The sequence below is a fragment of the Streptomyces sp. genome (assembly GCF_019510245.1).
Classification (GTDB): domain Bacteria; phylum Actinomycetota; class Actinomycetes; order Streptomycetales; family Streptomycetaceae; genus Streptomyces.
The window spans coordinates 1-25,281 of record NZ_JAEKKT010000228.1 but is presented as its reverse complement, the minus strand read 5'-3'; the positions used below and the strand labels follow the sequence as shown (position 1 = coordinate 25,281).

Sequence of the window (25,281 nt, the reverse complement as noted above, 5' to 3'; positions counted from 1 at the left end):
TCGTGGCCGTCGCCCTGCTGGGCTATCTCGTCCTCGCCCTGATCTTCCCGGAGAGGTTCTGAGATCTGCATGGGTCCCGTACTCGCCGGCGTCCTCCAACTGCTCGCCCTGATCGGCGCACTGGCGCTCGCCTACGTCCCCCTCGGCACCTACATGGCCAAGGTCTACTCCACCGACAAGCACTGGCGCGTCGAGAAGTGGATCTACAAGGGCATCGGCGCCAACCCCGACACCGAGATGCGCTGGCCCGCCTATCTGCGCGGGGTCCTCGCCTTCTCCCTGATCGGCGTCCTCTTCCTCTACCTCCTCCAGCGGCTCCAGGGCATCCTGCCCGGTTCGCTCGGCTTCTCCTCGGTCAACCCGGCGCAGTCGTTCAACACGGCCGTCTCCTTCGTGACCAACACGAACTGGCAGTCGTACTACGGCGAGCAGACCATGGGGCACGTCGTGCAGACCGCGGGTCTGGCCGTGCAGAACTTCGTCTCCGCCGCCGTCGGTATCGCCGTGGCCGTGGCGCTCGTCCGTGGGTTCGCGCGCTCGCGCACCGGTGAGCTCGGGAACTTCTGGTCCGACCTGGTGCGCGGCACGATCCGCATCCTCGTTCCCTTCGCCGCTCTGGCGGCGGTCGTCCTGGTCGCCTGCGGTGCCATCCAGAACTTCTCCGGCATTCACGAGGTCGGCCAGTTCATGGGCGGTTCGCAGCAGTGGAACGGCGGGGCCGTCGCCTCGCAGGAGGCCATCAAGGAGCTGGGCACCAACGGCGGCGGCTACTTCAACGCCAACTCCGCCCACCCCTTCGAGAACCCGACGCCCTTCACCAACCTCTTCGAGATCTTCCTGATCCTGCTCATCCCGTTCGCGCTGACCCGCACCTTCGGCGTGATGGTCGGCTCGGTGAAGCAGGGCTACGCCATCCTCGCCACGATGTTCACCATCTGGCTGGGCTTCGTCACTCTGATGATGTGGACCGAGTTCGCCCACCACGAGGGCGCGCTGCAGATCGCGGGCGGTGCCTACGAGGGCAAGGAGGTCCGCTTCGGGATCGGCTCCTCGTCGATCTTCGCGGTGTCCACGACCCTGACGTCGACCGGTGCGGTGGACTCCTTCCACTCGTCCTTCACCGGCCTCGGCGGCGGCATCACGATGCTGAGCATGATGCTGGGCGAGATCGCGCCCGGCGGTACCGGCTCCGGCCTCTACGGCATCCTGATCATGGCGATCATCGCGGTGTTCATCGCCGGCCTGATGGTCGGCCGTACGCCCGAGTACCTGGGCAAGAAGATCGGTGCCCGCGAGATCAAGCTGTCGGCGATCTACATCCTGATCACCCCGGCGCTCGCCCTCGTCTTCACCGCGGCCTCCATGGCCCTGCCGACCCCGCCGCACTCCATGCTCAACCCCGGCGCGCACGGGTTCTCCGAGGTGCTGTACGCCTTCACCTCGGCGGCCAACAACAACGGCTCGGCCTTCGCCGGCCTGAACGCGAACACCGACTGGTACAACACCATGACCGGACTCGCGATGCTGCTGGGCCGCTTCCTGCCGATGGTGTTCGTGCTGGCGCTGGCCGGCTCGCTCGCCGAGCAGAAGCCCGTCCCGGCCACGGCCGGCACCCTGCGCACCGAGAAGCCGCTCTTCACCGGCCTGCTGGTCGGCGCGATCCTGATCATCACCGGTCTGACCTACTTCCCGGCCCTGGCGCTGGGTCCGCTGGCCGAGGGGCTGGCGTCGTGACCACCCGAACGGAAGCCCACGAGGACACCATGTCCACTCCCACCCTTGCGCCCCACCAGGACGCGCCCACCGGGCACAAGCCCGCCGAAGGACGTGTCGGCGCGGGCCTGTTCGACCCCAAGCAGCTGATCCGGTCCCTCCCCGAGGCCTGCCGCAAGCTCGACCCGCGGGTGATGGTCAAGTCGCCCGTGATGTTCGTGGTGTGGGTCGGCTCGATCCTGACCACCGTCTTCTCCTTCAAGGACCCGGGCGACTGGTTCGGCTGGACCATCAGCGCCTGGCTGTGGCTGACCGTGATCTTCGCCAACCTCGCGGAGGCGGTCGCCGAGGGCCGGGGCAAGGCCCAGGCCGACACCCTGCGCAAGGCCAAGACCGACACCGTCGCCCGGCGGCTGACCGGCTCCACCGAGGAGCAGGTGCCAGGCACCGAGCTGCGGATCGGTGACCTGGTCGTCTGCGAGGCCGGCGACATCATCCCCGGTGACGGTGACGTCATCGAGGGGGTCGCCTCCGTCGACGAGTCGGCGATCACCGGTGAGTCCGCCCCGGTCATCCGTGAGTCCGGCGGTGACCGCAGCGCGGTGACCGGCGGGACGAAGGTGCTCTCCGACCGGATCGTCATCAAGATCACGACGAAGCCGGGCGAGACCTTCATCGACCGGATGATCAGCCTGGTCGAGGGCGCGGCCCGGCAGAAGACGCCGAACGAGATCGCGCTGAACATCCTGCTCGCCTCACTGACCATCGTCTTCCTGCTGGCCGTCGCCACCCTGCCGCCGTTCGCGGACTACGCGGGCACCCACCTGACGATGGTCGTGCTGGTAGCCCTCCTCGTCTGCCTGATCCCGACCACCATCGGCGCCCTGCTCTCGGCGATCGGCATCGCCGGCATGGACCGGCTGGTGCAGCGCAACGTGCTCGCCATGTCCGGCCGCGCGGTCGAGGCCGCCGGCGACGTCTCCACCCTGCTGCTCGACAAGACCGGCACCATCACGCTCGGCAACCGCCAGGCCTCCGAGTTCGTGCCGGTGCACGGGGCCACCGAGGCCGAGGTCGCCGACGCGGCCCAGCTGTCGTCGCTGGCCGACGAGACCCCCGAGGGCCGCTCCGTCGTCGTCCTGGCGAAGGAGAAGTACGGGCTGCGCGAGCGGCACCAGGGCGAGCTGGCGCACGCCGAGTGGATCGCCTTCACCGCCCAGACCCGCATGTCGGGTGTGGACGTGGACGGCCGGAAGATCCGCAAGGGCGCGGCCGGTTCGGTCATCGCCTGGGTCCGTGAGCAGGGCGGCACCGTCGCCGCGGACGCGGACACGCTCGCCAACGCCATCTCCGAGTCCGGCGGCACCCCGCTGCTCGTCGCGGTCGACGACGCCGAGGGCGCCCGGGTCCTGGGCGTCATCCACCTCAAGGACGTCGTCAAGGAGGGCATGCGCGAGCGGTTCGAGGAACTGCGCCGCATGGGCATCAAGACCGTCATGATCACGGGTGACAACCCGTTGACCGCTCGCGCCATCGCCGAGGAGGCGGGCGTCGACGACTTCCTCGCCGAGGCCACCCCCGAGGACAAGATGGCCCTCATCAAGCGGGAGCAGGCCGGGGGCAAGCTGGTCGCGATGACCGGTGACGGCACCAACGACGCGCCGGCGCTCGCGCAGGCCGACGTCGGCGTGGCGATGAACACCGGGACGTCGGCCGCCAAGGAGGCCGGCAACATGGTCGACCTCGACTCCAACCCGACCAAGCTCATCGAGATCGTCGAGATCGGCAAGCAGCTGCTGATCACGCGCGGTGCGCTGACCACGTTCTCCATCGCCAACGACGTCGCGAAGTACTTCGCGATCATCCCGGCGCTGTTCGCGGCCGTCTACCCGGGCCTGGACAAGCTCAACGTCATGGACCTGTCCTCGCCGGACTCCGCGATCCTGTCGGCCGTCATCTTCAACGCGCTGATCATCGTCGCCCTGGTGCCGCTGTCCCTGAAGGGCGTGCAGTACCGGCCGGTCAGCGCCGACAAGATGCTGCGGCGCAACCTGACGATCTACGGCATCGGCGGTCTGATCGCGCCCTTCATCGGCATCAAGATCATCGACCTGCTCATCTCCCTCATCCCCGGAATCGGCTGAAGGCCATGAACAACTCCGTAACCAACACCGCCCGGTTGCTCTGGGCGAGCCTGCGGGCCCTGCTGGTGCTGTCCCTGGTGACCGGCGTCGTCTACCCCCTGGTCGTCACCGGCATCGCCCAGGCCGCGTTCCACAACAAGGCGAACGGCTCCGAGATCAAGGCGGACGGCAAGGTCGTCGGCTCGTCCCTGATCGGGCAACAGGGCTACAGCCTCGACTACTTCCAGTCCCGTCCGGCGAACGGCCTCGGCACCAACTCGCTCAACACCCAGTACAAGCTGATCCTCTCGGGTGCGACCAACCTCGCCGCCGACAACAAGAAGCTCATCGCGTCGGTCGAGGAGGCCAAGGCCAAGGTCGTCAAGGACAACTCCACGGCCGACTACCGGGTGCTGCCCTCCCAGGTGCCCGCCGACGCCGTCACCTCCTCCGGCTCCGGACTGGACCCGGACATCTCCCCGGCGTACGCGGAACTCCAGGTGCACCGGGTGGCCGAACGCAACCGTCTGCCGCTCGCCTCCGTCGAGAAGCTGGTCAGGGACCACACCACGGGCCGCACGCTCGGTTTCGTCGGCGAGCCCCGGGTGAACGTCCTCGAACTCAACATCGCGCTGAAGGAACTGACCAAGGGCAGTTGAGAGAACCGATGACCCGAGTGCTGGTCGTGGAAGACGACCCCCAGCTCGTACGGGCACTCGTGATCAACATGCAGGCACGCCAGTACGGAGTGGACGCGGCGCCCGACGGCGCCACGGCCCTCCGGCTGGCGGCCGCGCGTCCGCCGGACGTGGTGATGCTCGACCTCGGACTGCCCGACATGGACGGGGTCGACGTCATCAAGGCGCTGCGCGGCTGGACCCGCGTACCGATCCTGGTGCTGTCCGCACGGCAGGCCTCCGACGAGAAGGTCGCCGCCCTGGACGCGGGCGCCGACGACTACATCACCAAGCCGTTCAGCATGGACGAACTCCTCGCCCGGCTGCGGGCCGCGGTCCGCCGCACCGAGGACGTGCCGCTCGCCCCCGAGACCACCCTGGTGGAGACGGCCGACTTCACCATCGACCTGCTCGCCAAGAAGGCGGTGCGGGCGGGGCACGACGTACGGCTCACCCCCACCGAGTGGCATCTGCTGGAGATACTGGTCACCAACCCCGGCCGGCTCGTCACCCAGAAGCACCTGCTGCGCGAGGTGTGGGGAGTCACCCAGAGCAACAAGACCAACTACCTGCGGGTCTACATGGCCCAGCTCCGCCGCAAGCTGGAGGCGGACCCCTCGCACCCCCGGTACCTGATCACCGAGCCCGGCATGGGCTACCGCTTCGAAGGATGACATGGCACGCGGCAGGCTCCGGATCTACCTCGGCGCGGCTCCCGGCGTGGGCAAGACCTACGCCATGCTCTCCGAGGCCCACCGCCGGATCGAACGCGGCACGGACTGTGTCGTCGCGTTCGTCGAGCACCACGACCGGCCGCGCACCGAGGTGATGCTGCACGGCCTGGAGGAGATCCCGCGCAGGGAACTGGAGTACCGGGGCGCGGTGTTCACGGAGATGGACGTCGACGCCGTCCTCGCCCGCCGCCCCCAGGTCGCCCTCGTCGACGAACTCCCGCACACCAACATCCCGGGCTCCCGCAACGCCAAGCGCTGGCAGGACGTCGAGGAGCTGCTGGCCGCCGGGATCGACGTCGTCTCGACGGTCAACATCCAGCACCTGGAGTCGCTCGGCGACGTCGTGGAGTCCATCACCGGGGTACGGCAGCAGGAGACCGTGCCCGACGAGGTGGTCCGCCGCGCCGACCAGATCGAGCTGGTCGACATGTCGCCGCAGGCCCTGCGCCGCCGGATGGCGCACGGCAACATCTACCAGCCGGACAAGGTCGACGCGGCCCTCTCCAACTACTTCCGCCCCGGCAACCTCACCGCCCTGCGCGAACTCGCCCTGCTCTGGGTCGCCGACCGGGTCGACGAGTACCTGAACGAGTACCGCAGCGAGCACCGGGTCTCGAAGATCTGGGGTTCGCGGGAGCGGATCGTGGTCGGCCTGACCGGCGGACCGGAGGGACGGACGCTCATCCGGCGGGCGGCGCGGCTGGCCGAGAAGGGCGCCGGCGGCGAGGTGCTCGCCGTCTACATAGCGCGCAGCGACGGCCTCAACTCCGCCTCCCCGAAGGAACTCGCCGTCCAGCGCACCCTGGTCGAGGACCTCGGCGGCACCTACCACCACGTCGTCGGCGACGACGTCCCGGCCGCGCTGCTCGACTTCGCGCGCGGGGTCAACGCCACCCAGATCGTCCTCGGCGTCTCCCGGCGCAGAAGCTGGCAGTACGTCTTCGGGCCGGGCGTCGGCGCCACGGTCGCCCGGGACTCGGGACCCGACCTCGACGTGCACCTCATCACGCACGACGAGGCCGGCAAGGGGCGGCTCCCCCTGGGCCGTTCGGCGCGGCTCGGCCGGTCCCGGCTGATCTGGGGCTGGCTGACCGGCGTCCTCGGGCCGGTGCTGCTCACCTGGCTGCTGACCTCCGCCGCACCGGAGGTGGGCCTCGCCAACGACATGCTGCTCTACCTCGCCCTGACGGTCGCCGCGGCCCTGCTCGGCGGCCTGCTGCCGGCGCTCACCTCGGCGGCCGTCGGGTCCCTGCTGCTCAACTGGTTCTTCACCCCGCCCGTCCACACCTTCACCATCGCCGACCCGAAGAACATCGTCGCCATCACGATCTTCGTCGGGGTCGCCGTGTCGGTGGCCTCCGTCGTGGACCTCGCGGCCCGGCGCACCCAGCAGGCGACCCGGTTGCGCGCCGAGTCGGAGATCCTGTCCTTCCTCGCGGGCAGCGTGCTGCGCGGCGAGACCAGCCTGGAGGCCCTCCTGGAACGGGTGCGGGAGACCTTCGGCATGGCGTCGGTGGCGCTCCTGGAGCGGGCGGACGACGTGGCGCCCTGGACCTGCGCCGGCAGCGTCGGGCCGCAGCCGTGCCAGTCGCCGGAGCGCGCGGACGTCGACGTGCCGGTCGGCGACCACATGACGCTCGCCCTGTCCGGGCGCGTGCTGCCGGCCTCCGACCGGCGGGTGCTCGCCGCGTTCGCCGCGCAGGCGGCCGTCGTGCTCGACCGGCAGCGGCTCCAGCAGGAGGCGGACCGGGCGAAGGAGCTGGCGGAGGGCAACCGCATCCGCACGGCCCTGCTGGCCGCCGTCAGCCACGACCTGCGCACCCCGCTGGCCGGCATAAAGGCGTCGGTGTCGTCGCTGCGCTCGGACGACGTCGAGTGGTCGGAGCAGGACCGGGCGGAGCTCCTGGAGGCCATAGAGGCGGGCGCCGACCGCCTCGACCACCTCGTCGGCAACCTCCTCGACATGTCCCGCCTGCAGACCGGAACCGTCACGCCCATCGTCCGCGAGGCCGACCTGGACGAGGTGGTGCCGATGGCGCTCGGCGGGGTCCCCGAGGACAGCGTCGAGCTGGACATCCCGGAGACGCTGCCCATGGTCCATGTCGACAAGGGGCTCCTCGAGCGGGTCGTCGCCAACGTGGTCGAGAACGCCGTCAAGTACAGCCCCGCGGACACCCCCGTGCTGGTGAAGGCCAGCTCCATGGCCGACCGGGTGGAGGTGCGTGTCGTGGACCGCGGACCCGGCGTCCCCGACGAGGCCAAGGAGCGCATCTTCGAGCCGTTCCAGCGGTACGGCGACTCACCGCGCGGTGCGGGGGTGGGACTGGGACTCGCCGTGGCCCGGGGCTTCGCGGAGGCGACGGGCGGCACGCTGACCGCCGAGGACACCCCCGGCGGCGGCCTCACCATGGTGCTGAGCCTGCCGACCGCACCGGGCCGCAGACCCGGCCGGCCGGACCTGCCGGCGGCTGTGACGTCATAGCGCGGCGGCCCGGCACAGGACCGGGACTACGACAACTGCCGGGAGCCCAGCGGCAGATGCCAGCTGTTGCGGCGGTGCGCGGAGGCCAGCGCCTCCTCCAGCGGGGAGGGCGGCACGGCCAGGACCGGGCAGTGCGCGTGGGCCAGGCAGTAGCGGGCCACCCGGCCCGAGAAGGCCCGGTGCCAGCCGCGGCGGCCCGCGCCGACGACCAGCACGTCGTCCTCCCGGTCTGCCACCTCCACCAGGGACAGCCCCGGGGTGCCGCGCACCACGAGCCCGTTCACCGGGGTGCCGGGACCGGCGTCGCCGAAGACCTCCTCCAGCACGTCGAGCAGCCGCTGCCGGGCCATCCGCTGCCACTCGTCGACCAAGAGCGCCGAGGCCGCCGAGCGCCGCGCCGCCAGCTCACCCCCCCGGCGGCTCCCACACGAGTACCGGCCACAGCTCCGCTTCCCGGCGCCGGGCCTCCGCGGCGGCCCGGGACAGGGCCGTGACGCTGCCCAGCGAACCGCTCACGCCGACCACGACCCGAGCGGGCGCGCAGGCGTCGTAACCGGACATGACTCCACCGTTCTTCCCTGGGTGCCCCGGGGCGTTCCCGGGACGGACGGATACCCCGATCCGGTTCCATGACACTGCGTCGAACGGGTGACGGCCAGGGGCCGGGGCAGTTCTTGGCACGCCTCTGACGGGTGCCGCGCCGGCGTCGTGTCAGCAGCTGTGACGGCTGCCGCCGGGACTGAAGGGTGCTCCGTCAGCGTCCCGTCAACGTCGCCGCGATCACCGTCAGTGTCCCGTCATGAGGCATCCGAGAGGTGCCGGAGGCGGCATAGCGTCTTGGGCGAGCCCCGGCCGGCCTCCCCGCCTCCGGGGCACCAGCTTCTTCCTGTGCCAGGAGGCATGTCATGCCCGAACTCTTGTGCGGTGACGACCCGGAGCCTTCCGATCGCTCCCCGGCCGGGCCCCTGTTCGTACCGGTCCGGCCGGGACCCGCGGGATGCGCGGCCCGGTTCTTCCGCACCCCGCTCGGCGAGCGCACCGCCGTGGGTTTCACCTCGGCCCGCGGACTCGCCGCCACGCTCGGCCCCGACCAGGCCTGGATCCGGCTCGCCGAACCCGCGCTGCGCGCCCTGGCCGCACCGCTCGGCGTCACCACCGTGACGGTCGACCCGCAGCTGTCGGCGCCGGCCCCCGCGCCGGTGGCGCCGTTCGCGCCCCGTGGCCGGGCCGTCGCGGACCGCCCGCACCGCCTGACCGCCTGAACCGCCCGATTCACCTGAGAGGGGAGCGGTCGACGACCACCCTGCACGAACCCGTCGTCACCACCACGCCCGCCGATCTGTCGGTGTGGCCCGCCTCCGCCACCGAGCCCCGGCCCGGCGACCTCGCCGTCGGCGGCGTCCCGCTCGCCGAGGTCGCCGACCGCTTCGGCACCCCCGTCTACGTCCTCGACGAGAACGAGGTCCGCGAGCGCTGCCGCACCTACCGGCACGCCTTCCCCGACGCCGAAGTCCTCTACGCCGCGAAGGCGTTCCTGTGCCGGGCGATGGTCCACTGGGCCGAGGAGGAGGGGCTCGGCCTGGACGTCTGCTCGGCCGGCGAGCTGGAGCTGGCGGTCACCACCGGGTTCCCGCCGGAGCGGATCGTGCTGCACGGCAACGCCAAGTCGCCGCGCGACCTGGAGACCGCGCTGCGGCTGGGCGTCGGACGCATCGTCATCGACAGCCCCTCCGAGATCGCCCGGCTCGCCGCCGCCGTCGGACCCGACGGGCACCAGAAGGTCATGGTCAGGGTGGTGCCCGGGATCAGCGCGGGCGGCCACGAGAAGATCCGCACCGGAACGGACGACCAGAAGTTCGGGCTCCCCATCGCCGACGGCTACGCCCAGCACGCCATCGCCCGGATACTGGACCAGCCGCAGCTCCGACTCACCGGCCTGCACTGCCACCTGGGCTCCCAGATCACCAGCGTCAAGCCGTTCCTCGCCGCCGTGCGCCGGGTGGTCGGGCTCATGGCCCGGCTGTACGAGCAGCACGGTCTGGTCCTGCCCGAGCTGGACCTGGGCGGCGGCCACGGCATCGCCTACCGGCCCGGCGAGGCGGCCCTCGACCTCACCGCCCTGGCCCGCAGGGTGCGCGCCGAACTGTCCGACGCGTGCACGGCCGCCGGGCTGCCCGTGCCCCGCCTGATCATCGAACCGGGGCGGGCCGTCGTGGGCCCGGCCGGGATCGCCGTGTACCGCGTCCTCGCCGTCAAGAAGACCGGCGACCACACCTTCGTCGCCGTCGACGGCGGCATGAGCGACAACCCGCGGCCCGCTCTGTACGGCGTCCGGTACGCGCCCCGGCTCATCGGCCGGGCGGGCGCCGCCCCTACCGCTCCGGTGACCGTCGTCGGCCGGCACTGCGAGGCGGGCGACGTCCTGGCCGCCGACGTCGAACTCCCCTCCGACGTGCGGCCCGGCGACCTCCTCGCGGTCCCGGTGGCCGGCGCCTACCACCTCTCCATGGCCTCCGGCTACAACCTGGTCGGCCGCCCGCCGGTCACCGCCGTCCGCGACGGCCACGTCCGCCTGCTGGTCCGGCGCGAGTCCCTCGACGACATCCGCCGCCGGGACGTCGGGCTCTGACCGGGCCCTTCCCCGACCCACCTCCGGACGAGCGGCGGCCCGGCCCTCGTCCGGAGGTGCGCCACGTCCCGGCGGACGGCCGTCCAGCGGCGTGCTCGTCCCCGAGGCCGAGCCGGGACACCGGTGTCGGATCCGTATGCCGCCGTACCGCCGAAGCTCTGACGGCCGCCTTGTCGGCCCGTTGACCGGACTCCTACAGTGCGCCGTAATGTTCGCCGACCTCGCCGAAACTTTCGGCTCGGCGTGGGGGGGCACACACATGCGGACCTACGGCAACCCGGTCATCCCCGGCTTCCGTCCCGACCCGAGCGTGTGCCGGGTCGGGGCGGACTACTACCTCGTCTGTTCCAGCTTCGAGTACTTTCCCGGCGTCCCGCTCTTCCACAGCCGGGACCTGGTGCACTGGCGGCAGCTCGGCAACGTCCTCGACCGGCCCGGGCAGTTGAGCCTGCCGGACGACACCCCGGCCTCGGGCGGTGTGTACGCCCCGACGATCCGGCACCACGACGGGCTCTTCCACGTCATCACCACCGACGTCAGCGGCGGGGGCACCCTCCTCGTCACCGCCGAGCGGCCCGAGGGGCCCTGGTCCGACCCGGTGTGGATCGACGTCGCGGGCATCGACCCGGACCTCGCCCGGGACGAGAACGGCGAGTGCTGGTGCGCCGTGGCGGGGGTCGCGGTGGCCAGGATCGACACCCGCACCGGGAAGGTGCTGGAGGGGCCGCTGCCGATGTGGTCCGGTACGGGGCTGCGGGACCCGGAGGCACCGCACCTCTACCGGGTCGGCGAGTGGTGGTACCTGCTGGTCGCCGAGGGCGGCACCGCGCTCGGGCACGGGGTGTCCGTGGCCCGCGCCCGCTCGCCGCGCGGGCCCTGGGAGGCGGCGCCCGGCAATCCGCTGGTCTCGCACCGGGGCACCCGGGAGCCGATCCAGTGCACCGGGCACGCCGACCTGGTCCAGGCGGCCGACGGCAGGTGGTGGGCGGTGCTGCTCGGCACCCGGCCGCGCGGCTGGTTCCCGGAGTTCCACGTGCTCGGCCGGGAGACCTTCCTGGCCCCGGTGGAGTGGGTGGACGGCTGGCCGCGCATGGGCCGGGTGCGGGAGCGGCACGAGGCTCCGGCAGCCTGGCACCGGGTCGAACAGCCGCCCGCACGCGACGACTTCACGGCGCCCGGCCTCGCACCGCACTGGATCTCCCCGCGCAGCCGGCCGGACGGCTCCTGGTCGCTCGCCGAACGGCCCGGATGGCTGACGCTCACGGCCACCGGGGACAGCCTCGACCGCCCCGGGCACACCTTCGTCGGCCGGCGCCAGCAGCACCCCGACTGCCGGGCCGCCGCCCTGCTCGAACCGGGTTCCGCCCGCGCGGGCCTGTCGGTCCGCATCGACGAGGCCCACCACTACGACCTGGAGGTGAGCGGGGGAGTGGCGAGCGCGCTCGTCCGGATCGGGCCGGTGCGGCAGCGGATCACCGAACGCCCGGTGCCGTCAGGGCCGTTGACCCTCGTGATCGAGATCCGTACGACCCCGGTTCCACCGCCCACCGCCACCGCGCCCGGGGCGGACGGCGACGCGACCGGGGTACGCCCCGCCGGGCCCGACGCCGTGACCCTTTCGATCGAAACGTCCGACGGTGTCGTTCGGCTGGCCGAACTCGACGGCCGGGTACCTCTCCACCGAGGTGGCCGGCGGGTTCACCGGCCGGGTCGTCGGCATGTACGTCACCGAGGGGCGGGCCGCCTTCGACTGGTTCGCCTACACGCCGATGAGCTGATGCGCGACACCTTGACGCTCCTGATGCGCCTTTCTAGAGTCGCCGTTCGGAACGTTCGGTGAAATCACCGAATGTTTCGAAAGTGGCGGCCCCAGAGCACCACCGAACCAGGACGGCGTCGGTCGTCCCGTACCCCAAGGAGCGCATCATGGGCGACCCGGCACTGTCCCGGCGCGGATTCCTGGCGGCCACCGCGGCCGCCGGTCTTGGCATGACCGCCCTCAGCGGCTGCGGCTCGGGCGACGGCGGGTCCTCGTCGTCGGGGAAGGTCACGGTCGAGTGGTGGAACATCTCCACCACCCAGCCGACCAAGAACGTCTGGGCAGGCCTGGCCAGGAAGTTCGAGGCCCAGAACCCGCACGTGAAGCTGAAGATCGTGCAGTTGGAGAACGACGCCTACAAATCCAAGATGACGGCGCTCATAGCCTCCGGAAAACTCCCGGACATCTTCCACACCTGGGGCGGCGGGGTTCTCAAGCAGCAGGTCGACGCCGGCCTCGTCGAGGACCTCACCGACGGCACCAAGCCCTGGGCGGACGGCATGCTGTCGGTCGCCAAGCAGCCGTACCTCATCGATCAGAAGCTGTACGGCATTCCGTTCGACATCGGCATGATCGGATTCTGGTACAACAAGGCGCACTTCAAGAAGGCGGGAATCAGTGAACCTCCCACCACATGGAGCGGATTCCTCGACGCCGTACGGAAGCTGAAGGCCGCCGGCATCACCCCGCTCGCCCTCGCGGGCAAGGAGAGCTGGACGGGTATGTACTACTGGGCGTACCTGGCGATGCGCACGGCCGGTCTCGACGCCCTCCAGAAGGCGGACGAGGCCAAGGACTTCACCGGCACCGGGTTCGTCCAGGCTGGACAGCACCTGAAGGAACTCGTCGAACTCCAGCCGTTCCAGAAGGGCTTCCTCGGCGCCGCCTACTCCGCGCCCACCGGCCAGGCGGCCGCCGTCGGCAACGGCAAGGCGGCCATGGAGCTGATGGGCCAGTGGGCCCCGGTGGTGGAGGCGGACGCCGGCAAGGGCCTCGGCTCGGACCTCGGCTTCTTCCCCTTCCCCGCCGTCGACGGCGGCAAGGGCGCCATCACCGAGGTCTTCGGCGGTGGCGGCGGGCATGCCCTGCGCAAGGGCGCTCCGAAGGAAGCCGTCGACTTCCTGAAGTTCTTCGCCTCCGAGACCACCGACCTGGTGCTCGTCGAGAAGACCAACACACTCCCGGTCGTCCCCGGCGCGGAGAAGGCGCTGAGCGACCCCAACACCAAGGCCGTGCAGGCGCAGTTGAAGGGCGCCACCGGATTCCAGCTCTACCTCGACCAGGCGTACGCGCCCGCCGTCGGCCAGCAGATCAACGACAGCGTGGCCGGGCTGATCGCCGGCTCCAAGTCGCCGGAACAGGTGGCGCAGGACATCACCAAGACCGCGAAGGAAGAGCAGTAGGCCGCCCGATGACCTCGACCTACCTGCCCGGCACCCAGTCGGGACCGGACGCCGTGTCCCAGCCGCGTCCGGCCCCCGACCGGGCGCGGTCCCGGCGCCGGCTGCTGCACTGGCTCACCGCGATGGGCTTCCAGCTGCCCGCCCTCGCGCTGTTCGGCGTCCTCGTCCTCCTGCCGATCCTGTTCGCGCTGTACGCCTCGTTCTTCCGCTGGGGCGGCTTCGGCATGCCCTCCGACTACACCGGCACCGACAACTTCACCCGCCTCTTCCAGGACGACGTCTTCCTCGGCGACCTCTGGCGCTGCCTGGTCCTGGTCGTGTTCTCGCTGGCCCTGCAACTGCCGTTCGCACTCGCCATGGCGGTCCTGCTCAACCAGCGGATCCGCGGCCGGGCCGTCTACCGGATGCTGTTCTTCGCGCCGTACGTGCTCTCCGAGGCGATCACCGGCGTGTTGTTCGGCATGATCTTCGCCCCCGGCGACGGGCTCGCCGACCACCTGCTGAGCGACATCGGCCTCGGCGCGCTCGGCGGTAAGTGGTTCTCCGATCCCTCCACCGTCATGGCCACCCTGTTCCTGGTCATGACCTGGAAGTACTTCGGCTTCCACATGATGCTCTACCTGGCCGGGCTCCAGTCCATCCCGGCCGAGCTGACGGAGGCCGCGACCGTCGACGGCGCCTCGCCCTGGCAGCGCTTCCGGCACGTCACCCTGCCACTGCTCGCGCCCACCCTGCGGATCAGCGTCTTCCTGTCGGTGATCGGCTCCATCCAGCTCTTCGACCTGGTGTGGGTGGTCACCGCGGGCGGCCCCGACCACCACTCGGAGACCATGGCCGTGACCATGTTCCAGTACGGCTTCAAGCGCTACCAGGTCGGGTACGCCAGCGCGATCAGCGTCGCCATGTTCGCGGTCAGCCTCGTCTTCGCCCTCGCCTACCAGCGGTTCGTGCTCCGCCGCGACCTGGAGGGCGCCACCACGAACATGCGGGGGGACGGCGCATGAACGACAACCGCAAGACCGTACGGACACTTCCGCTGCACCTGGTCCTCGTCGTGGTCGGCGCCCTGATGGTCGTACCCCTGCTGTACGCCCTGCTGTCCGGGTTCAAGACGACGAGTGAGCTGTCCCGCAACCCGGTCGGGCTGCCCGAGTCCTGGGTCACCTCCAACTACACCGGCATCCTCGGCTCCGGCGCGTTCTGGCGGCTGGTCGGCAACAGCACGCTGATCGCGGTCGCCACCACCGTGCTCGTGGTCGCGGTGTCGGCGCTGGCCGCGTTCTCCTTCGCGCGGTTCGCGTTCCGCGGGCGGGAAGTGCTGTTCACCGTGTTCACGATGGGCCTGATGTTCCCCTTCGCGGTGGCCGCCCTGCCCCTCTTCCTGCTGCTGCGCTCGATGAACCTGCTGGACAACCCGCTGGGCGTGATCCTGCCGCAGGCCGCGTTCGGGCTGCCGATGACCATCATCATCCTGCGCGGCTTCTTCCGGGAGATCCCGGGGGAGCTGGAGGAGGCGGCCACCCTCGACGGCTGCGGGCCGTTCGGCTTCTTCTGGCGGATCCTGCTGCCCATGGCCCGGCCGGCGCTCGGCACGGTCTCCGTGCTCGCGGTCGTCACCAGCTGGAACAACTTCTTCCTGCCGCTGCTGGTCTTCACCGACTCCACCTGGTGGACCATCCCCATCGGCGTGCAGCAGTTCCAGGGCCAGTACTCCGCCGACACCGCCCGGGTCTTCGCCTACCTGGTCCTCGCCATGGTCCCCGCCCTGGCCTTCTACTCGGTCGCCGAGCGCCAGCTCGTCGGCGGCCTCACCGCAGGCGCCACCAAGGGCTGAACACCCCTTTCACGGACAGGAGTCGCACGATGTCACGCACACGTCTCAGACTCGCCGGTGCCCTCGCGGCCGTGCTCGTGGCGGCAGGGATCGCCACCGGCCCCGCCGCCCAGGCCCACGAGCGGCAGCCCACCCTCGCCGACCTCGCCCAGCGCCACGGCCGTTACTTCGGCAGCGCCACCGACAACCCCGAGCTCACCGACACCGCCTACACCGGGCTGCTCGGCACCGAGTTCGACATGATCACGCCCGGCAACGGCATGAAGTGGTACGCCACCGAGCCTCAGCAGGGCGTCTTCGACTGGACCAACGGCGACCAGATCGTGAACCTCGCCCGCGAGAACCACCAGAAGGTCCGCGCCCACACCCTGGTCTGGCACAGCCAGCTGCCCGACTGGCTCACCTCACGCGACTGGACCGCCACCGAACTGCGGGCCGTACTGAAGAAACACATCCAGACCGAGGTACGGCACTACCGGGGCAAGGTCTACTCCTGGGACGTCGTCAACGAGGCCTTCAACGAGGACGGCAGCTACCGCGAGACCCTCTGGTACAAGACGCTCGGCCCCGGCTACATCGCGGACGCGCTGCGCTGGGCCCACCAGGCCGACCCGCACGCCAGGCTCTACCTGAACGACTACAACATCGAGGGCCTCGGCGCGAAGAGCGACGCCTACTACGCGCTCGCGCAGCAGCTGAAGGCGCGGCACGTCCCGCTGGACGGCATCGGCTTCCAGGCCCACCTCGCGCTCCAGTACGGCTATCCGACCACCCTGGAGGACAATCTCCGCCGCTTCTCGCGCCTCGGCCTGGACACCGCCCTCACCGAGGTGGACGTGCGGATGCAGTTGCCGGCCACCGACGAGAAGCTGGCCGAGCAGGCGACCTGGTACGCGGATCTGACCAAGGCGTGCCTCGCGGTCCGCAGATGCGTGGGGATCACCGTCTGGGACTACACGGACAAGTATTCGTGGATCCCGGCCTTCTTCCCCGGCGAGGGGGCGGCCCTGCCCTGGGACGAGCAGCTCGCGCCCAAACCGGCCTACTTCGCGCTGCGCACAGCGCTCGGCTACAAAGGGTAACCGCCTCCGGACGCACGTCGGGGCCGGTGCGCACCGTGTGTGTGCGTCCGGCCCCCTGCTGGTCGCCGGGCGGAGCGGCGGGGCCGCCCGGGGTGGTGCGGCGGGTCCGTCAGGCGGCGCTCACCACGCGGCCGGCACCGAGCGGGCGGTGCGGCGCGATGATCTGGCCGTCGGGAAGGAGCTCACCGGTGTCCTCGAAGAGCAGAACACCGTTGCACAGCAGGCTCCACCCCTGCTCCGGGTGGTGCGCCACGAGGCGGGCGGACTCCCGGTCGGCGGATTCGGCTGTCGGACACGGCGGCTGGTGCTGGCACATGGATAGGGTCTCTCGCTCGGTCGTGGTCATGTCGTCCCCCGTGGTGATGTGTCGGTCGGAAACCAGTGTTGCCTTCCTCGCGTTGCTCCGCAGGGATTTCGCTGCACCGCTTCTCACAGGTTGGAGACGCGTCACCCGCGCGGACGGTTCATCTCCAGAGGGTTGCCAATTCGGATGGTTTTGCATGGCCGGATGGGGCTAGTCCGGACGGTGGGCCGGCACGGATGAGGGCTCATACGGCTCTTAGGAGCGGCGATTTGCTCGTACGAGCGGCAGGAAAAGGGAAACGCCGTATCCCGCCACTCCTCCGGGAGCGGCGGGATACGGCGGTGCGGCGTGGTGGGCTCAGGCGGGCGTGATGAGCAGGGGTGCCGGGGTGATCCGATGGGTCAGCACCGGGAGGAGTTCGGCGACCAGGTGCGGCCGGTGGGCCGCGATACCGGGCGGGGCGGGGGCCAGCGGCACGAGCAGGTCGGTGGCGGCGGGGTGCCCCTCGGCGCCGTCCGCCGTGCAGTCGCCGTGCAGCCACAGGGTGAGCATGTAGAGGCCGGGAACGGACAACAGGCGTGGCTGGTACGTCTGCTGCAGGGCCTCCGCCTGGTGCAGGGCGCGCTCGGTGGAGGTGATGTAGGGGCCCTCGAAGAAGTGCGAGAAGGCCCAGCCGTCCGGGGTGAGCATCGTGTCGGCCGCGGCCACGGCCCGGTCGCCGCAGCGGATCAGGAAGCGCCAGCCGGCCAGCCGGGTGGCGGACACACCCTCCGGGTCGATCCGGTCCATGACGTGCACCGGAAGAGGGAGTTCGGGGGTCGCGGGTCCCTGGGCGGTGCGCAGGGAGGGGGTCCGGGCCTCACGGACCGCGGTGGGGGAACCGAGGGCGGTGAGGACGGAACGGAGTGCGGGCGCGGGGGCAGGAGGGACTTGCAGCGGCATGGTGGGTCGCCTCTCATTCGACAGGCGCGGTGGCGCGAGGGCGGGGGCGGACGGCGCTGTCAGCTCACAGGAAGTCAGAGAGGCGGGGGCCCGGTTCGGTGACGAGAGGTGCGGGCGTTACCTGCCGCACGTCACTCAGACGGCAGGAACCAGACCATGGGCGCCAGCCTTCTGCCTTGTTCGCGGAGTTTATACGACGCATGTTCAGGTGGCGTTTCACCGGGCCGTTTCACAGAAGAGAGCAAGGCGCAATTCGGCCGTTGTTTCGTGCGGAATCCTCCCGATTTCCAGGCCCTCGGAACCCCGCTGACCTCGGGTGACGAGGCTGTCGCGGTCGGCCGGATGTCGTCGGCGTTTTTCACGAGGAGAACGGGGAACCCGAAGTTGCATGCGGCGTCATGCCTCGTGAATGTGCCGCGGGACACATTCCAACAGAGTAGCGGGTGCAGGTGCAGCGCGCGACGTTATCGATCGCCTCCGCTGGGCATCATCCCACCTGGACTCGGGACACCGGCGGCCGGAAGCCCGGCCCGCCCATTCGAGGAGGGACGCTCCGATGGGGGAGAAGGTCGTGGCGGGCCGGTTCGACCTGTCCGATCGCCGGCGCTACCGCGAAAAGCTCCAGGACTGCCTGACGGGGCTGGAGCGGCTGCTGATGGAGAAGCGGTTCGACCGCCCCAAGAACCTCATGGGAGTCGAGATCGAATTGAATCTCGCGGGCTCCGACGGTATGCCGAGAATGTTGAACGGACAGGTTCTGGAACGTATCGCCAGCCGCGATTTCCAAACAGAACTCGCCATGTTCAACCTCGAGGTGAACATAGCCCCACACCGGCTCGAAGGCCGGGTTTTCGACCGGCTCGCGGAGGAACTGCGCACCTCGCTGGCGTACGCCGACCGCAAGGCGGGCGAGGTGGACGCCGGGATCGTGATGACCGGCATCCTGCCCACCCTGGAGCGGGACGACCTGGTCTCCGCGAACCTCTCCGAGGTGGACCGGTACACCCTGCTCAACGACCAGATCGTGGCCGCCCGGGGCGAGGACTTCCTGCTCGACATCGAGGGCGCCGAGCACCTCGTGTGCACGTCGAAGTCGATCGTCCCGGAGGCCGCCTGCACCTCCGTGCAGCTGCACCTCCAGGTGACCCCGGCCCGCTTCGCCGACGTGTGGAACGCGGCGCAGGCGGCGGTCGCCGCGCAGATCGCCGTGGGCGCGAACTCCCCGTTCCTCTTCGGCCGCGAACTGTGGCGGGAGTCCCGCCCCCCACTGTTCCTCCAGGCCACCGACACCCGCCCGCCGGAGCTCCAGGCACAGGGCGTCCGGCCGCGCACCTGGTTCGGCGAACGCTGGATCAGCTCGGCGTACGAGCTGTTCGAGGAGAACCTGCGTTTCTTCCCGGCCCTCCTGCCGATCTGCGACGAGGAGGACCCGCTGGCCGTCCTCGACGCGGGCGGGGTGCCGAAGCTCGCGGAACTCGTCCTGCACAACGGCACGGTGTACCGCTGGAACCGGCCGGTCTACGGCATCGCCGACGGCGTCCCCCACCTGCGCGTCGAGAACCGGGTGCTGCCCGCCGGGCCCACCGTCACCGACGTCGTCGCCAACGCGGCGTTCTACTACGGCCTGGTGCGCGCCCTCGCGGAGGAGTCCCGCCCGGTGTGGACACGGCTGCCGTTCGCCGCGGCCGAGGCGAACTTCGACGCGGCGTGCCGGCACGGCATCGACGCACGTCTGGTCTGGCCGAGGCGGGCGCGGTACGGCGGCGGCACGGCGGAGGTGGACGCGGTCACCCTGGTCCGCGACGAGCTGCTGCCGCTGGCCTACGCGGGGCTGGACGCGTGGGGGGTGGAGCCCGCCGACCGGGACCTCTATCTCGGCGTGATCGAGGAGCGGTGCCGCAGGCGGGCCAACGGAGCGTCCTGGCAGGCGGCGACGTTCCACCGGGCACTGGAGCGGGGGCTGCCGAGGGATGCGGCGCTGTCGGCGATGACGCGGCGCTATGCGGAGCTGATGAACGTGGGGGAGCCGGTGCATACGTGGCCGGTGGGGTTATTGGAACCGGTGCCGATGGGGTGAGGCCGACGGGGAGGCGCCGTGGGGGCGCGGTGGGGCGCCGGGTGCGGCGCCGTCGGGGCTTGTCGCGCAGTTCCTACCCCCAGCCCCCGGCCCTGGGGTACCCCCAGCGCCCCTTTCGGGGCGCTGTAGTGGACCTTCGTCATCCACGGGGGTCGGTCGCGCCTGCTCCGGGTTGATCGGGCAAGCTGTGGTGTCCCATGGGCATGGGGCGACGGGATGCCCGACCGGAGGCAGGAGTGCAGGTGGAGGCGGATCAGGTGGCCGGTGGTTATCCACTGGAGCGGCCCTCGCAGCGCATGTTCAGGGACGAGACGCTGCTCGTTCTGGGGCTTTCGCTCGGGGCGAGCGGCGTGTCCGCCCTGATCAGCTTCATCGGATCGGTCACCAGACCGGGCGGCCTCAAGGACCAGGCGGCGACCCTCAACGCGTCGGCCGCGCCGGGCCGCCCCTGGCTGGATCTGGCCTGGCAGCTCTTCGGCATCGCGACGGCACTCGTCCCCGTGCTCCTCGTCGCCCACCTCCTCCTGCGCGAGGGCGCGAGCCTGCGCACGCTCGGCTTCGACCGCACCCGCCCCTGGCCCGACCTGGGGCGCGGCGCGGCGATCGCCGCGGTGATCGGCAGCACCGGGATCGCCTTCTACCTGGCCGCGCGCGGCCTCGGCTTCAACCTCACGGTGGTCCCGGAGGCGCTGCCCGACGTGTGGTGGAAGTACCCCGTGCTGATCCTCTCCGCGATGCAGAACGCGATCCTCGAAGAGGTCATCGTCGTCGGCTATCTGCTGCGCCGCCTCGACCAGTTGGGCTGGACCGCCGGGACGGCGCTGGTGGCCAGTTCCGTCCTGCGCGGCTCCTACCACCTCTACCAGGGGATCGGCGGCTTCGTCGGCAACATGGTGATGGGCGTGGTCTTCGTCTACCTGTACCGGCGCTGGGGCCGGGTGGGCCCCTTGGTGGTGGCGCACAGCCTCCTCGACATCGGCGCGTTCGTCGGCTACGCGCTGCTCGCCGGCAAGGTGGGCTGGCTGCCTACGGCGTGAACAGTTCGCCGTCCACGACGGTCACCGCACGCCCGGTCAGCAGGGTGCGGTCACCGCGCAGCGAGGTCCGGACCAGCCCGGTGCGACGGGAGGCCTGGAGCCCCGTCAGGTCGTCACTGCCGAGCCGCCCGGCCCAGTGCGGCGCGAGAGCGGTGTGGGCGCTCCCGGTCACCGGGTCCTCGTCGATCCCGACGTTCGGGAAGAAGCAGCGGGAGACGTAGTCGTACCCCTTGGCGGGATCCGCGGCGCGGGCGGTGGCGATGATCCCGCGCGCGGAGTGGGCGGCGAGGGCCTCGTGGTCGGGGGAGAGACCGAGCACGGTCTTCTCGTCGGCGAGTTCGAGGAGCAGGTCGCCGAGGTTCGGCCCGGTGTCGAAGCCGGCGACGGGTTCGGCCCCGAGCGCGCCGGCGACCCCGTCGGGTACGTCGACCCGGGTGAGCGGGGCGGTGGGGAAGTCGAGGGTGACCGACCCGTCCCCGCCCGGCGTCGCGACCAGCACCCCGCTCCGGCTGGCGAACCGCACGGGTCCGGTGTGCGCCCCCGTGGTGTGCAGCACATGCGCGGTGGCCAGCGTGGCGTGCCCGCACATGGCGACCTCCGTGACGGGCGTGAACCACCGCAACGCCCAGTCCGCGTCCCCGCCCTCGGGCAGAGGGTGCGCGAACGCGGTCTCGGCATGGTTCACCTCCATGGCGACGTTCTGCATCCACGCGTCGTCAGCAAAGGAATCAAGCAGCACGACCCCGGCCGGGTTCCCGGAGAACGCGCGCTCGGCAAAGGCATCGACGATTCGAATCCGCATGCCCCAGACGCTAGGGCTTCCCCACCACACCCGACCAAGGCCAATCCCGCCCCTCTGGCCCGTTTTCCCCACAACCGCGGTACCTGAGCCAGCGCCCGCCAGCCGCGCAGGCACCTGCCCCACCACCCACAACGATCCCGCACCGGCCCCCGAGGACGCGCCCCCGTCAGGGACACGGGGAACTGCGCGAGCACCCACAACGCTCCCGCACCGGCCCCCAGTGGCGCGCCCCCGTCAGGGGCGCGGGGAACTGCGCGAGCACCCACAACGGTCCCGCACCGGCCCCCGAGGGCGCGCCCCCGTCAGGGGCGCGGGGAACTGCGCGATTACGCGCGACGGCGCCGCACACGGCCGCCCGGCCGTCAGTCCCACGGCGCTGACGCCCAAGTGCCCCCGGCAAGACGCCCAGGCGCCCCAGGGCAAGACGAAAAGGGCCGACCCGGCACCGAGTCGGCCCTCCTGAGCGGAACGCTCAGTCCGTGCCGAGTTCCATCGCCGCCCGGTCCAGCAGCTCGTCCGCGTCAGGCGCAGCCTCCCCGCGGGACGCGATCGCCTCGGCGCCCCCTTCCGGCATGCTGCCGATCAGCCCGGTCGCCGCCGCCTGCGCCGCCCCGATCGCCGGGTTGGCGGAGCCGATCAGCCCGAGCCCCGCGTACTGCTCCAGCTTCGCGCGGGAGTCGGCGATGTCGAGGTTCCGCATGGTGAGCTGCCCGATCCGGTCCACCGGACCGAACGCCGCGTCCTCGGTGCGCTCCATCGACAGCTTGTCGGGGTGGTAGCTGAACGCGGGACCCGTCGTGTCGAGGATGGAGTAGTCCTCGCCGCGCCGCAGGCGGAGGGTCACCTCACCGGTGACCGCCGCGCCGACCCACCGCTGCAGCGACTCCCGGATCATCAGCGCCTGCGGGTCCAGCCACCGGCCCTCGTACATGAGCCTGCCGAGCCGCCGCCCCTCGTTGTGGTACTGCGCGACCGTGTCCTCGTTGTGGATCGCGTTGACCAGCCGCTCGTACGCGGCGTGCAGCAGCGCCATGCCCGGCGCCTCGTAGATGCCCCGGCTCTTGGCCTCGATGATCCGGTTCTCGATCTGGTCGGACATGCCGAGCCCGTGCCGGCCGCCGATCGCGTTGGCCTCCATGACCAGCTCGACGGCGGTCCCGAACTCCTTGCCGTTGACGCTCACCGGCCGGCCCTGGTCGAAGCCGATCGTCACGTCCTCGGGCAGGATCTCGACCTCGGGGTCCCAGAACCGCACGCCCATGATCGGCTCGACGGTCTCGATGCCGTTGTCCAGGTGCTCCAGGGTCTTCGCCTCGTGGGTGGCGCCCCAGATGTTGGCGTCGGTGGAGTACGCCTTCTCGGTGCTGTCCCGGTACGGCAGCCCGTGGGCCACCAGCCACTCGGACATCTCCTTGCGGCCGCCGAGCTCGGTCACGAAGTCGGCGTCCAGCCAGGGCTTGTAGATCCGCAGGTGCGGGTTGGCGAGCAGGCCGTACCGGTAGAACCGCTCGATGTCGTTGCCCTTGAAGGTCGACCCGTCGCCCCAGATCTGGACGTCGTCCTCCAGCATGGCCCGCACCAGCAGCGTGCCGGTGACGGCACGGCCGAGCGGGGTGGTGTTGAAGTACGCCCGCCCGCCCGAGCGGATGTGGAACGCGCCGCAGGTGAGCGCGGCGAGGCCCTCCTCGACCAGCGCGGCCCGGCAGTCCACCAGGCGCGCGATCTCGGCGCCGTAGGTGTGCGCACGGCCGGGCACCGAGGCGATGTCGGGCTCGTCGTACTGGCCGATGTCGGCGGTGTAGGTGCACGGGACGGCGCCCTTGTCGCGCATCCACGCGACCGCGACCGAGGTGTCGAGCCCGCCGGAGAAGGCGATGCCGACGCGCTCGCCGGCGGGAAGGGAGGTGAGGACCTTGGACATAGGAAGATTATGCATGAGAACGCATGGTCATGCAACGCCCCTGCTGAATCGGGCCTCGGCGTGCATCCAGAGGCTTGCCATCCGAACGCTTCCGATATATCGTCGAGCCATCGCGAAAGATACGCGACAGATCAAACGATGAATGGAGTGATTGCGATGCGTTCCCACGGATTCGAGCGTGGACACGACCAGGCCGGCCCCCAGTCGCACGGGCGGGGCGGCTTCGGTGGACGCGACGGTCGCCGCGCGGCGTTCGGGCCCTTCGGCCCGGGTGGCCCCGGCTTCGGCCCCGGCGGGCCCGGCTTCGGGCCGGGCCACTGGGGGCCGCGAGGGCGCGGTGGCCCCAGGGGAAGGGCGCGCCGCGGTGACGTGCGGGCCTCGATCCTGGCCCTGCTCAAGGACCGCCCGATGCACGGTTACGAGATGATCCAGGAGATCGCCGAGCGCAGCGGCGGTGCGTGGAAGCCCAGCCCCGGCTCGGTGTACCCCACCCTCCAGCTGCTGGAGGACGAGGGCCTGATCGCCAGCGAGAGCGAAGGCGGCAAGAAGCTGTTCTCCCTCACCGACAGCGGCCGCACCGCCGCCGACGAGGGCCCCGACGCCCCCTGGGAAGAGGCTTCCCGCGGAGTCGACTTCGAGGCCCTGAACGAGATCCGTCAGGCCGGCTTCGGCCTGATGGAGGCCTTCGGGCAGGTCTGGAAGACCGGCAGCAAGGAACAGCGCGAGAAGGCGCTGGCCGTCATCAACGAGACCCGCAAGAAGCTGTACCTCATCCTCGCCGACGAGGACTGAGCCGCGGCGCACCGGGCGCCCCTCGGATCACTCCGGGGGGCGCCTTTCCGTGTACGGAGGAACGGGCTCAGGCGACCAGTCCGCCCAGCTTGCGCAGCGACTCGTTGAGGGCCGCCGTCGCCGAGTCCTTGAGCTTGCCCGCCATCAGCGACACGGCCGCGCCCGTGAACTCCCCGTCGATCCGCACCGCCGTCGCGTCCCCGTCCGGGGTGAGCGTGTAGCGCGTGGCCACGGTCACCGCCATCGGGCCCTTGCCGCGGATCGCCAGCACCCGCGCCGGCTCCAGTTCCTCGATGGTCCACTCGACCTCGGCGGGGAAGCCCATCAGCTTCATGTTCTCCTGGAAGGTGCCGCCCACCGCCAGGGTCTCGGGCCCGCCCTTGGGAAAGTTGGTGTGGGTCGCGTTCCACTCGCCGTACGCCGACCAGTCGGTGAGCTGTGCCCACACCTTCTCGGCCGGTGCCTGGATGCGTGCCTCCGCGCTGACTTCGGCCATCGGGCCACCCCTTCGTGTCGGGCTACGGTGTCGCGGAACGTAGCTGCAGGGCCTCGAACATTCAATACTGATGAACCGTCAGGAAATGTGCGGACCCACCCGCCGTATCAGCGCCGCGTCGAACAGGTCCCACGCGCGCGGCAGCGCGCTCACGTCGTGGCAGTGCCAGGCGTCCCAGAACAGGTCCGCGAGCAGCGCGTCCGCCGGGGCGTGGACCCGGTACACGTACTGCCTGCCGTCGACCGCCGGCAGGGCGACCAGCCAGCAGCAGCAACCGCTCTCCATGTCGGTCGGAGACGTACGGCGGGTGCGCGACGGTTGCGTACGGGGCGCGCGGCAAGGCGGCGCGCGCCCCAGCGGCCGGAATCAGCCTGATCTCATCCGCAAGGAGGAGATTCCGGCCACCCGCGTCCA

General features: G+C 70.8%; 21 protein-coding genes and 2 pseudogenes. 16 read left to right on the top strand and 7 right to left on the bottom strand.

Features of this window, described 5'->3' with window-relative positions; all coding sequences use genetic code 11:
• Positions 1–2: 2 nt before the first annotated feature.
• From kdpF to JF597_RS44940, 6 genes are read left to right on the top strand one after another with little or no spacing between them, the layout of a single operon-like run.
• Complete coding sequence (kdpF, locus tag JF597_RS55820) at positions 3–62, top strand: K(+)-transporting ATPase subunit F (protein ID WP_366916538.1); 60 nt, start codon at positions 3–5, stop codon at positions 60–62.
• Between the two features lie 7 nt (positions 63–69).
• Positions 70–1,734 carry a potassium-transporting ATPase subunit KdpA gene (kdpA, locus tag JF597_RS44960; protein WP_294010667.1) on the top strand — a complete coding sequence of 555 codons (1,665 nt, stop codon included), beginning with the start codon at positions 70–72 and terminating at the stop codon, positions 1,732–1,734.
• Positions 1,735–1,763: 29 nt separating this feature from the next.
• Positions 1,764–3,857 (top strand): potassium-transporting ATPase subunit KdpB, encoded by a 2,094-nt coding sequence (gene kdpB / locus JF597_RS44955; RefSeq protein WP_294010677.1) that lies wholly within the window; start codon positions 1,764–1,766, stop codon positions 3,855–3,857.
• A gap of 5 nt (positions 3,858–3,862) precedes the next feature.
• Positions 3,863–4,495, top strand: a complete 633-nt coding sequence (locus tag JF597_RS44950) for a potassium-transporting ATPase subunit C (protein ID WP_294010664.1) — start codon at positions 3,863–3,865, stop codon at positions 4,493–4,495.
• Positions 4,496–4,503: 8 nt separating this feature from the next.
• Positions 4,504–5,187 (top strand): response regulator transcription factor, encoded by a 684-nt coding sequence (locus JF597_RS44945; RefSeq protein ID WP_294010662.1) that lies wholly within the window; start codon positions 4,504–4,506, stop codon positions 5,185–5,187.
• 1 nt (position 5,188) lies between these two features.
• Positions 5,189–7,729, top strand: coding sequence for an ATP-binding protein (locus JF597_RS44940; protein ID WP_294010659.1), 2,541 nt, complete (start codon positions 5,189–5,191; stop codon positions 7,727–7,729).
• A 26-nt stretch (positions 7,730–7,755) separates the two neighbouring features.
• Here JF597_RS44940 and JF597_RS44935 read toward each other — a convergent pair.
• Positions 7,756–8,290 (bottom strand): annotated as a pseudogene (locus tag JF597_RS44935) (universal stress protein).
• Positions 8,291–8,634: 344 nt separating this feature from the next.
• Between JF597_RS44935 and JF597_RS44930 the strand changes: the two are divergent.
• From JF597_RS44930 to JF597_RS44900, 7 genes and pseudogenes are all read left to right on the top strand, one after another.
• Positions 8,635–8,991, top strand: coding sequence for an SAV_915 family protein (locus JF597_RS44930; RefSeq protein ID WP_294010656.1), 357 nt, complete (start codon positions 8,635–8,637; stop codon positions 8,989–8,991).
• A gap of 41 nt (positions 8,992–9,032) precedes the next feature.
• Entirely contained in the window at positions 9,033–10,358 is a 1,326-nt protein-coding gene (gene lysA / locus JF597_RS44925; RefSeq protein WP_294010675.1) for a diaminopimelate decarboxylase, read from the top strand.
• 259 nt (positions 10,359–10,617) lie between these two features.
• Positions 10,618–12,136: pseudogene (locus JF597_RS44920) on the top strand (glycoside hydrolase family 43 protein).
• 148 nt (positions 12,137–12,284) lie between these two features.
• Positions 12,285–13,580, top strand: coding sequence for an extracellular solute-binding protein (locus JF597_RS44915; protein WP_294010653.1), 1,296 nt, complete (start codon positions 12,285–12,287; stop codon positions 13,578–13,580).
• An 8-nt stretch (positions 13,581–13,588) separates the two neighbouring features.
• On the top strand, positions 13,589–14,584 hold the full coding sequence (locus JF597_RS44910) for a carbohydrate ABC transporter permease (RefSeq protein ID WP_294010649.1): 996 nt from the start codon (positions 13,589–13,591) through the stop codon (positions 14,582–14,584).
• On the top strand, positions 14,581–15,414 hold the full coding sequence (locus tag JF597_RS44905; protein WP_294010646.1) for a carbohydrate ABC transporter permease: 834 nt from the start codon (positions 14,581–14,583) through the stop codon (positions 15,412–15,414). Before JF597_RS44910 ends, JF597_RS44905 begins: the two co-directional genes overlap by 4 nt.
• Before the next feature lie 29 nt (positions 15,415–15,443).
• Entirely contained in the window at positions 15,444–16,496 is a 1,053-nt protein-coding gene (locus tag JF597_RS44900; RefSeq protein ID WP_294010643.1) for an endo-1,4-beta-xylanase, read from the top strand.
• A gap of 109 nt (positions 16,497–16,605) precedes the next feature.
• On the opposite strand, the gene JF597_RS44895 is transcribed toward JF597_RS44900, so the two are convergent.
• Positions 16,606–16,812, bottom strand: a complete 207-nt coding sequence (locus tag JF597_RS44895; protein ID WP_294010672.1) for a DUF5999 family protein — start codon at positions 16,810–16,812, stop codon at positions 16,606–16,608.
• Between the two features lie 345 nt (positions 16,813–17,157).
• Positions 17,158–17,742, bottom strand: a complete 585-nt coding sequence (locus JF597_RS44890) for a hypothetical protein (RefSeq protein WP_294010640.1) — start codon at positions 17,740–17,742, stop codon at positions 17,158–17,160.
• A gap of 556 nt (positions 17,743–18,298) precedes the next feature.
• Between JF597_RS44890 and JF597_RS44885 the strand changes: the two genes are divergently transcribed.
• Entirely contained in the window at positions 18,299–19,819 is a 1,521-nt protein-coding gene (locus tag JF597_RS44885) for a glutamate--cysteine ligase (protein ID WP_294010637.1), read from the top strand.
• A 296-nt stretch (positions 19,820–20,115) separates the two neighbouring features.
• Positions 20,116–20,856, top strand: coding sequence for a type II CAAX endopeptidase family protein (locus JF597_RS44880; RefSeq protein ID WP_294010670.1), 741 nt, complete (start codon positions 20,116–20,118; stop codon positions 20,854–20,856).
• On the opposite strand, the gene JF597_RS44875 is transcribed toward JF597_RS44880, so the two are convergent.
• Both JF597_RS44875 and argG read right to left on the bottom strand, forming a co-directional pair.
• Positions 20,846–21,658, bottom strand: coding sequence for a PhzF family phenazine biosynthesis protein (locus JF597_RS44875; RefSeq protein ID WP_294010634.1), 813 nt, complete (start codon positions 21,656–21,658; stop codon positions 20,846–20,848). The two genes, JF597_RS44880 and JF597_RS44875, sit on opposite strands and share 11 nt — an antisense overlap.
• 472 nt (positions 21,659–22,130) lie before the next feature.
• Complete coding sequence (gene argG, locus JF597_RS44870; protein ID WP_294010631.1) at positions 22,131–23,579, bottom strand: argininosuccinate synthase; 1,449 nt, start codon at positions 23,577–23,579, stop codon at positions 22,131–22,133.
• Between the two features lie 156 nt (positions 23,580–23,735).
• Between argG and JF597_RS44865 the strand changes: the two genes are divergently transcribed.
• Positions 23,736–24,371 (top strand): PadR family transcriptional regulator, encoded by a 636-nt coding sequence (locus JF597_RS44865; protein WP_294010629.1) that lies wholly within the window; start codon positions 23,736–23,738, stop codon positions 24,369–24,371.
• Positions 24,372–24,438: 67 nt separating this feature from the next.
• Here JF597_RS44865 and JF597_RS44860 read toward each other — a convergent pair whose 3' ends face one another.
• Together JF597_RS44860 and JF597_RS44855 are read right to left on the bottom strand one after the other, a co-directional pair.
• Positions 24,439–24,867: an SRPBCC family protein gene (locus JF597_RS44860; protein ID WP_294010626.1), complete on the bottom strand. Its 429-nt coding sequence runs from the start codon at positions 24,865–24,867 to the stop codon at positions 24,439–24,441.
• A 78-nt stretch (positions 24,868–24,945) separates the two neighbouring features.
• A complete protein-coding gene (locus JF597_RS44855; protein ID WP_294010623.1) occupies positions 24,946–25,152 on the bottom strand; it encodes a hypothetical protein in 207 nt (68 codons plus the stop codon).
• Between the last annotated feature and the right edge of the window lie 129 nt (positions 25,153–25,281).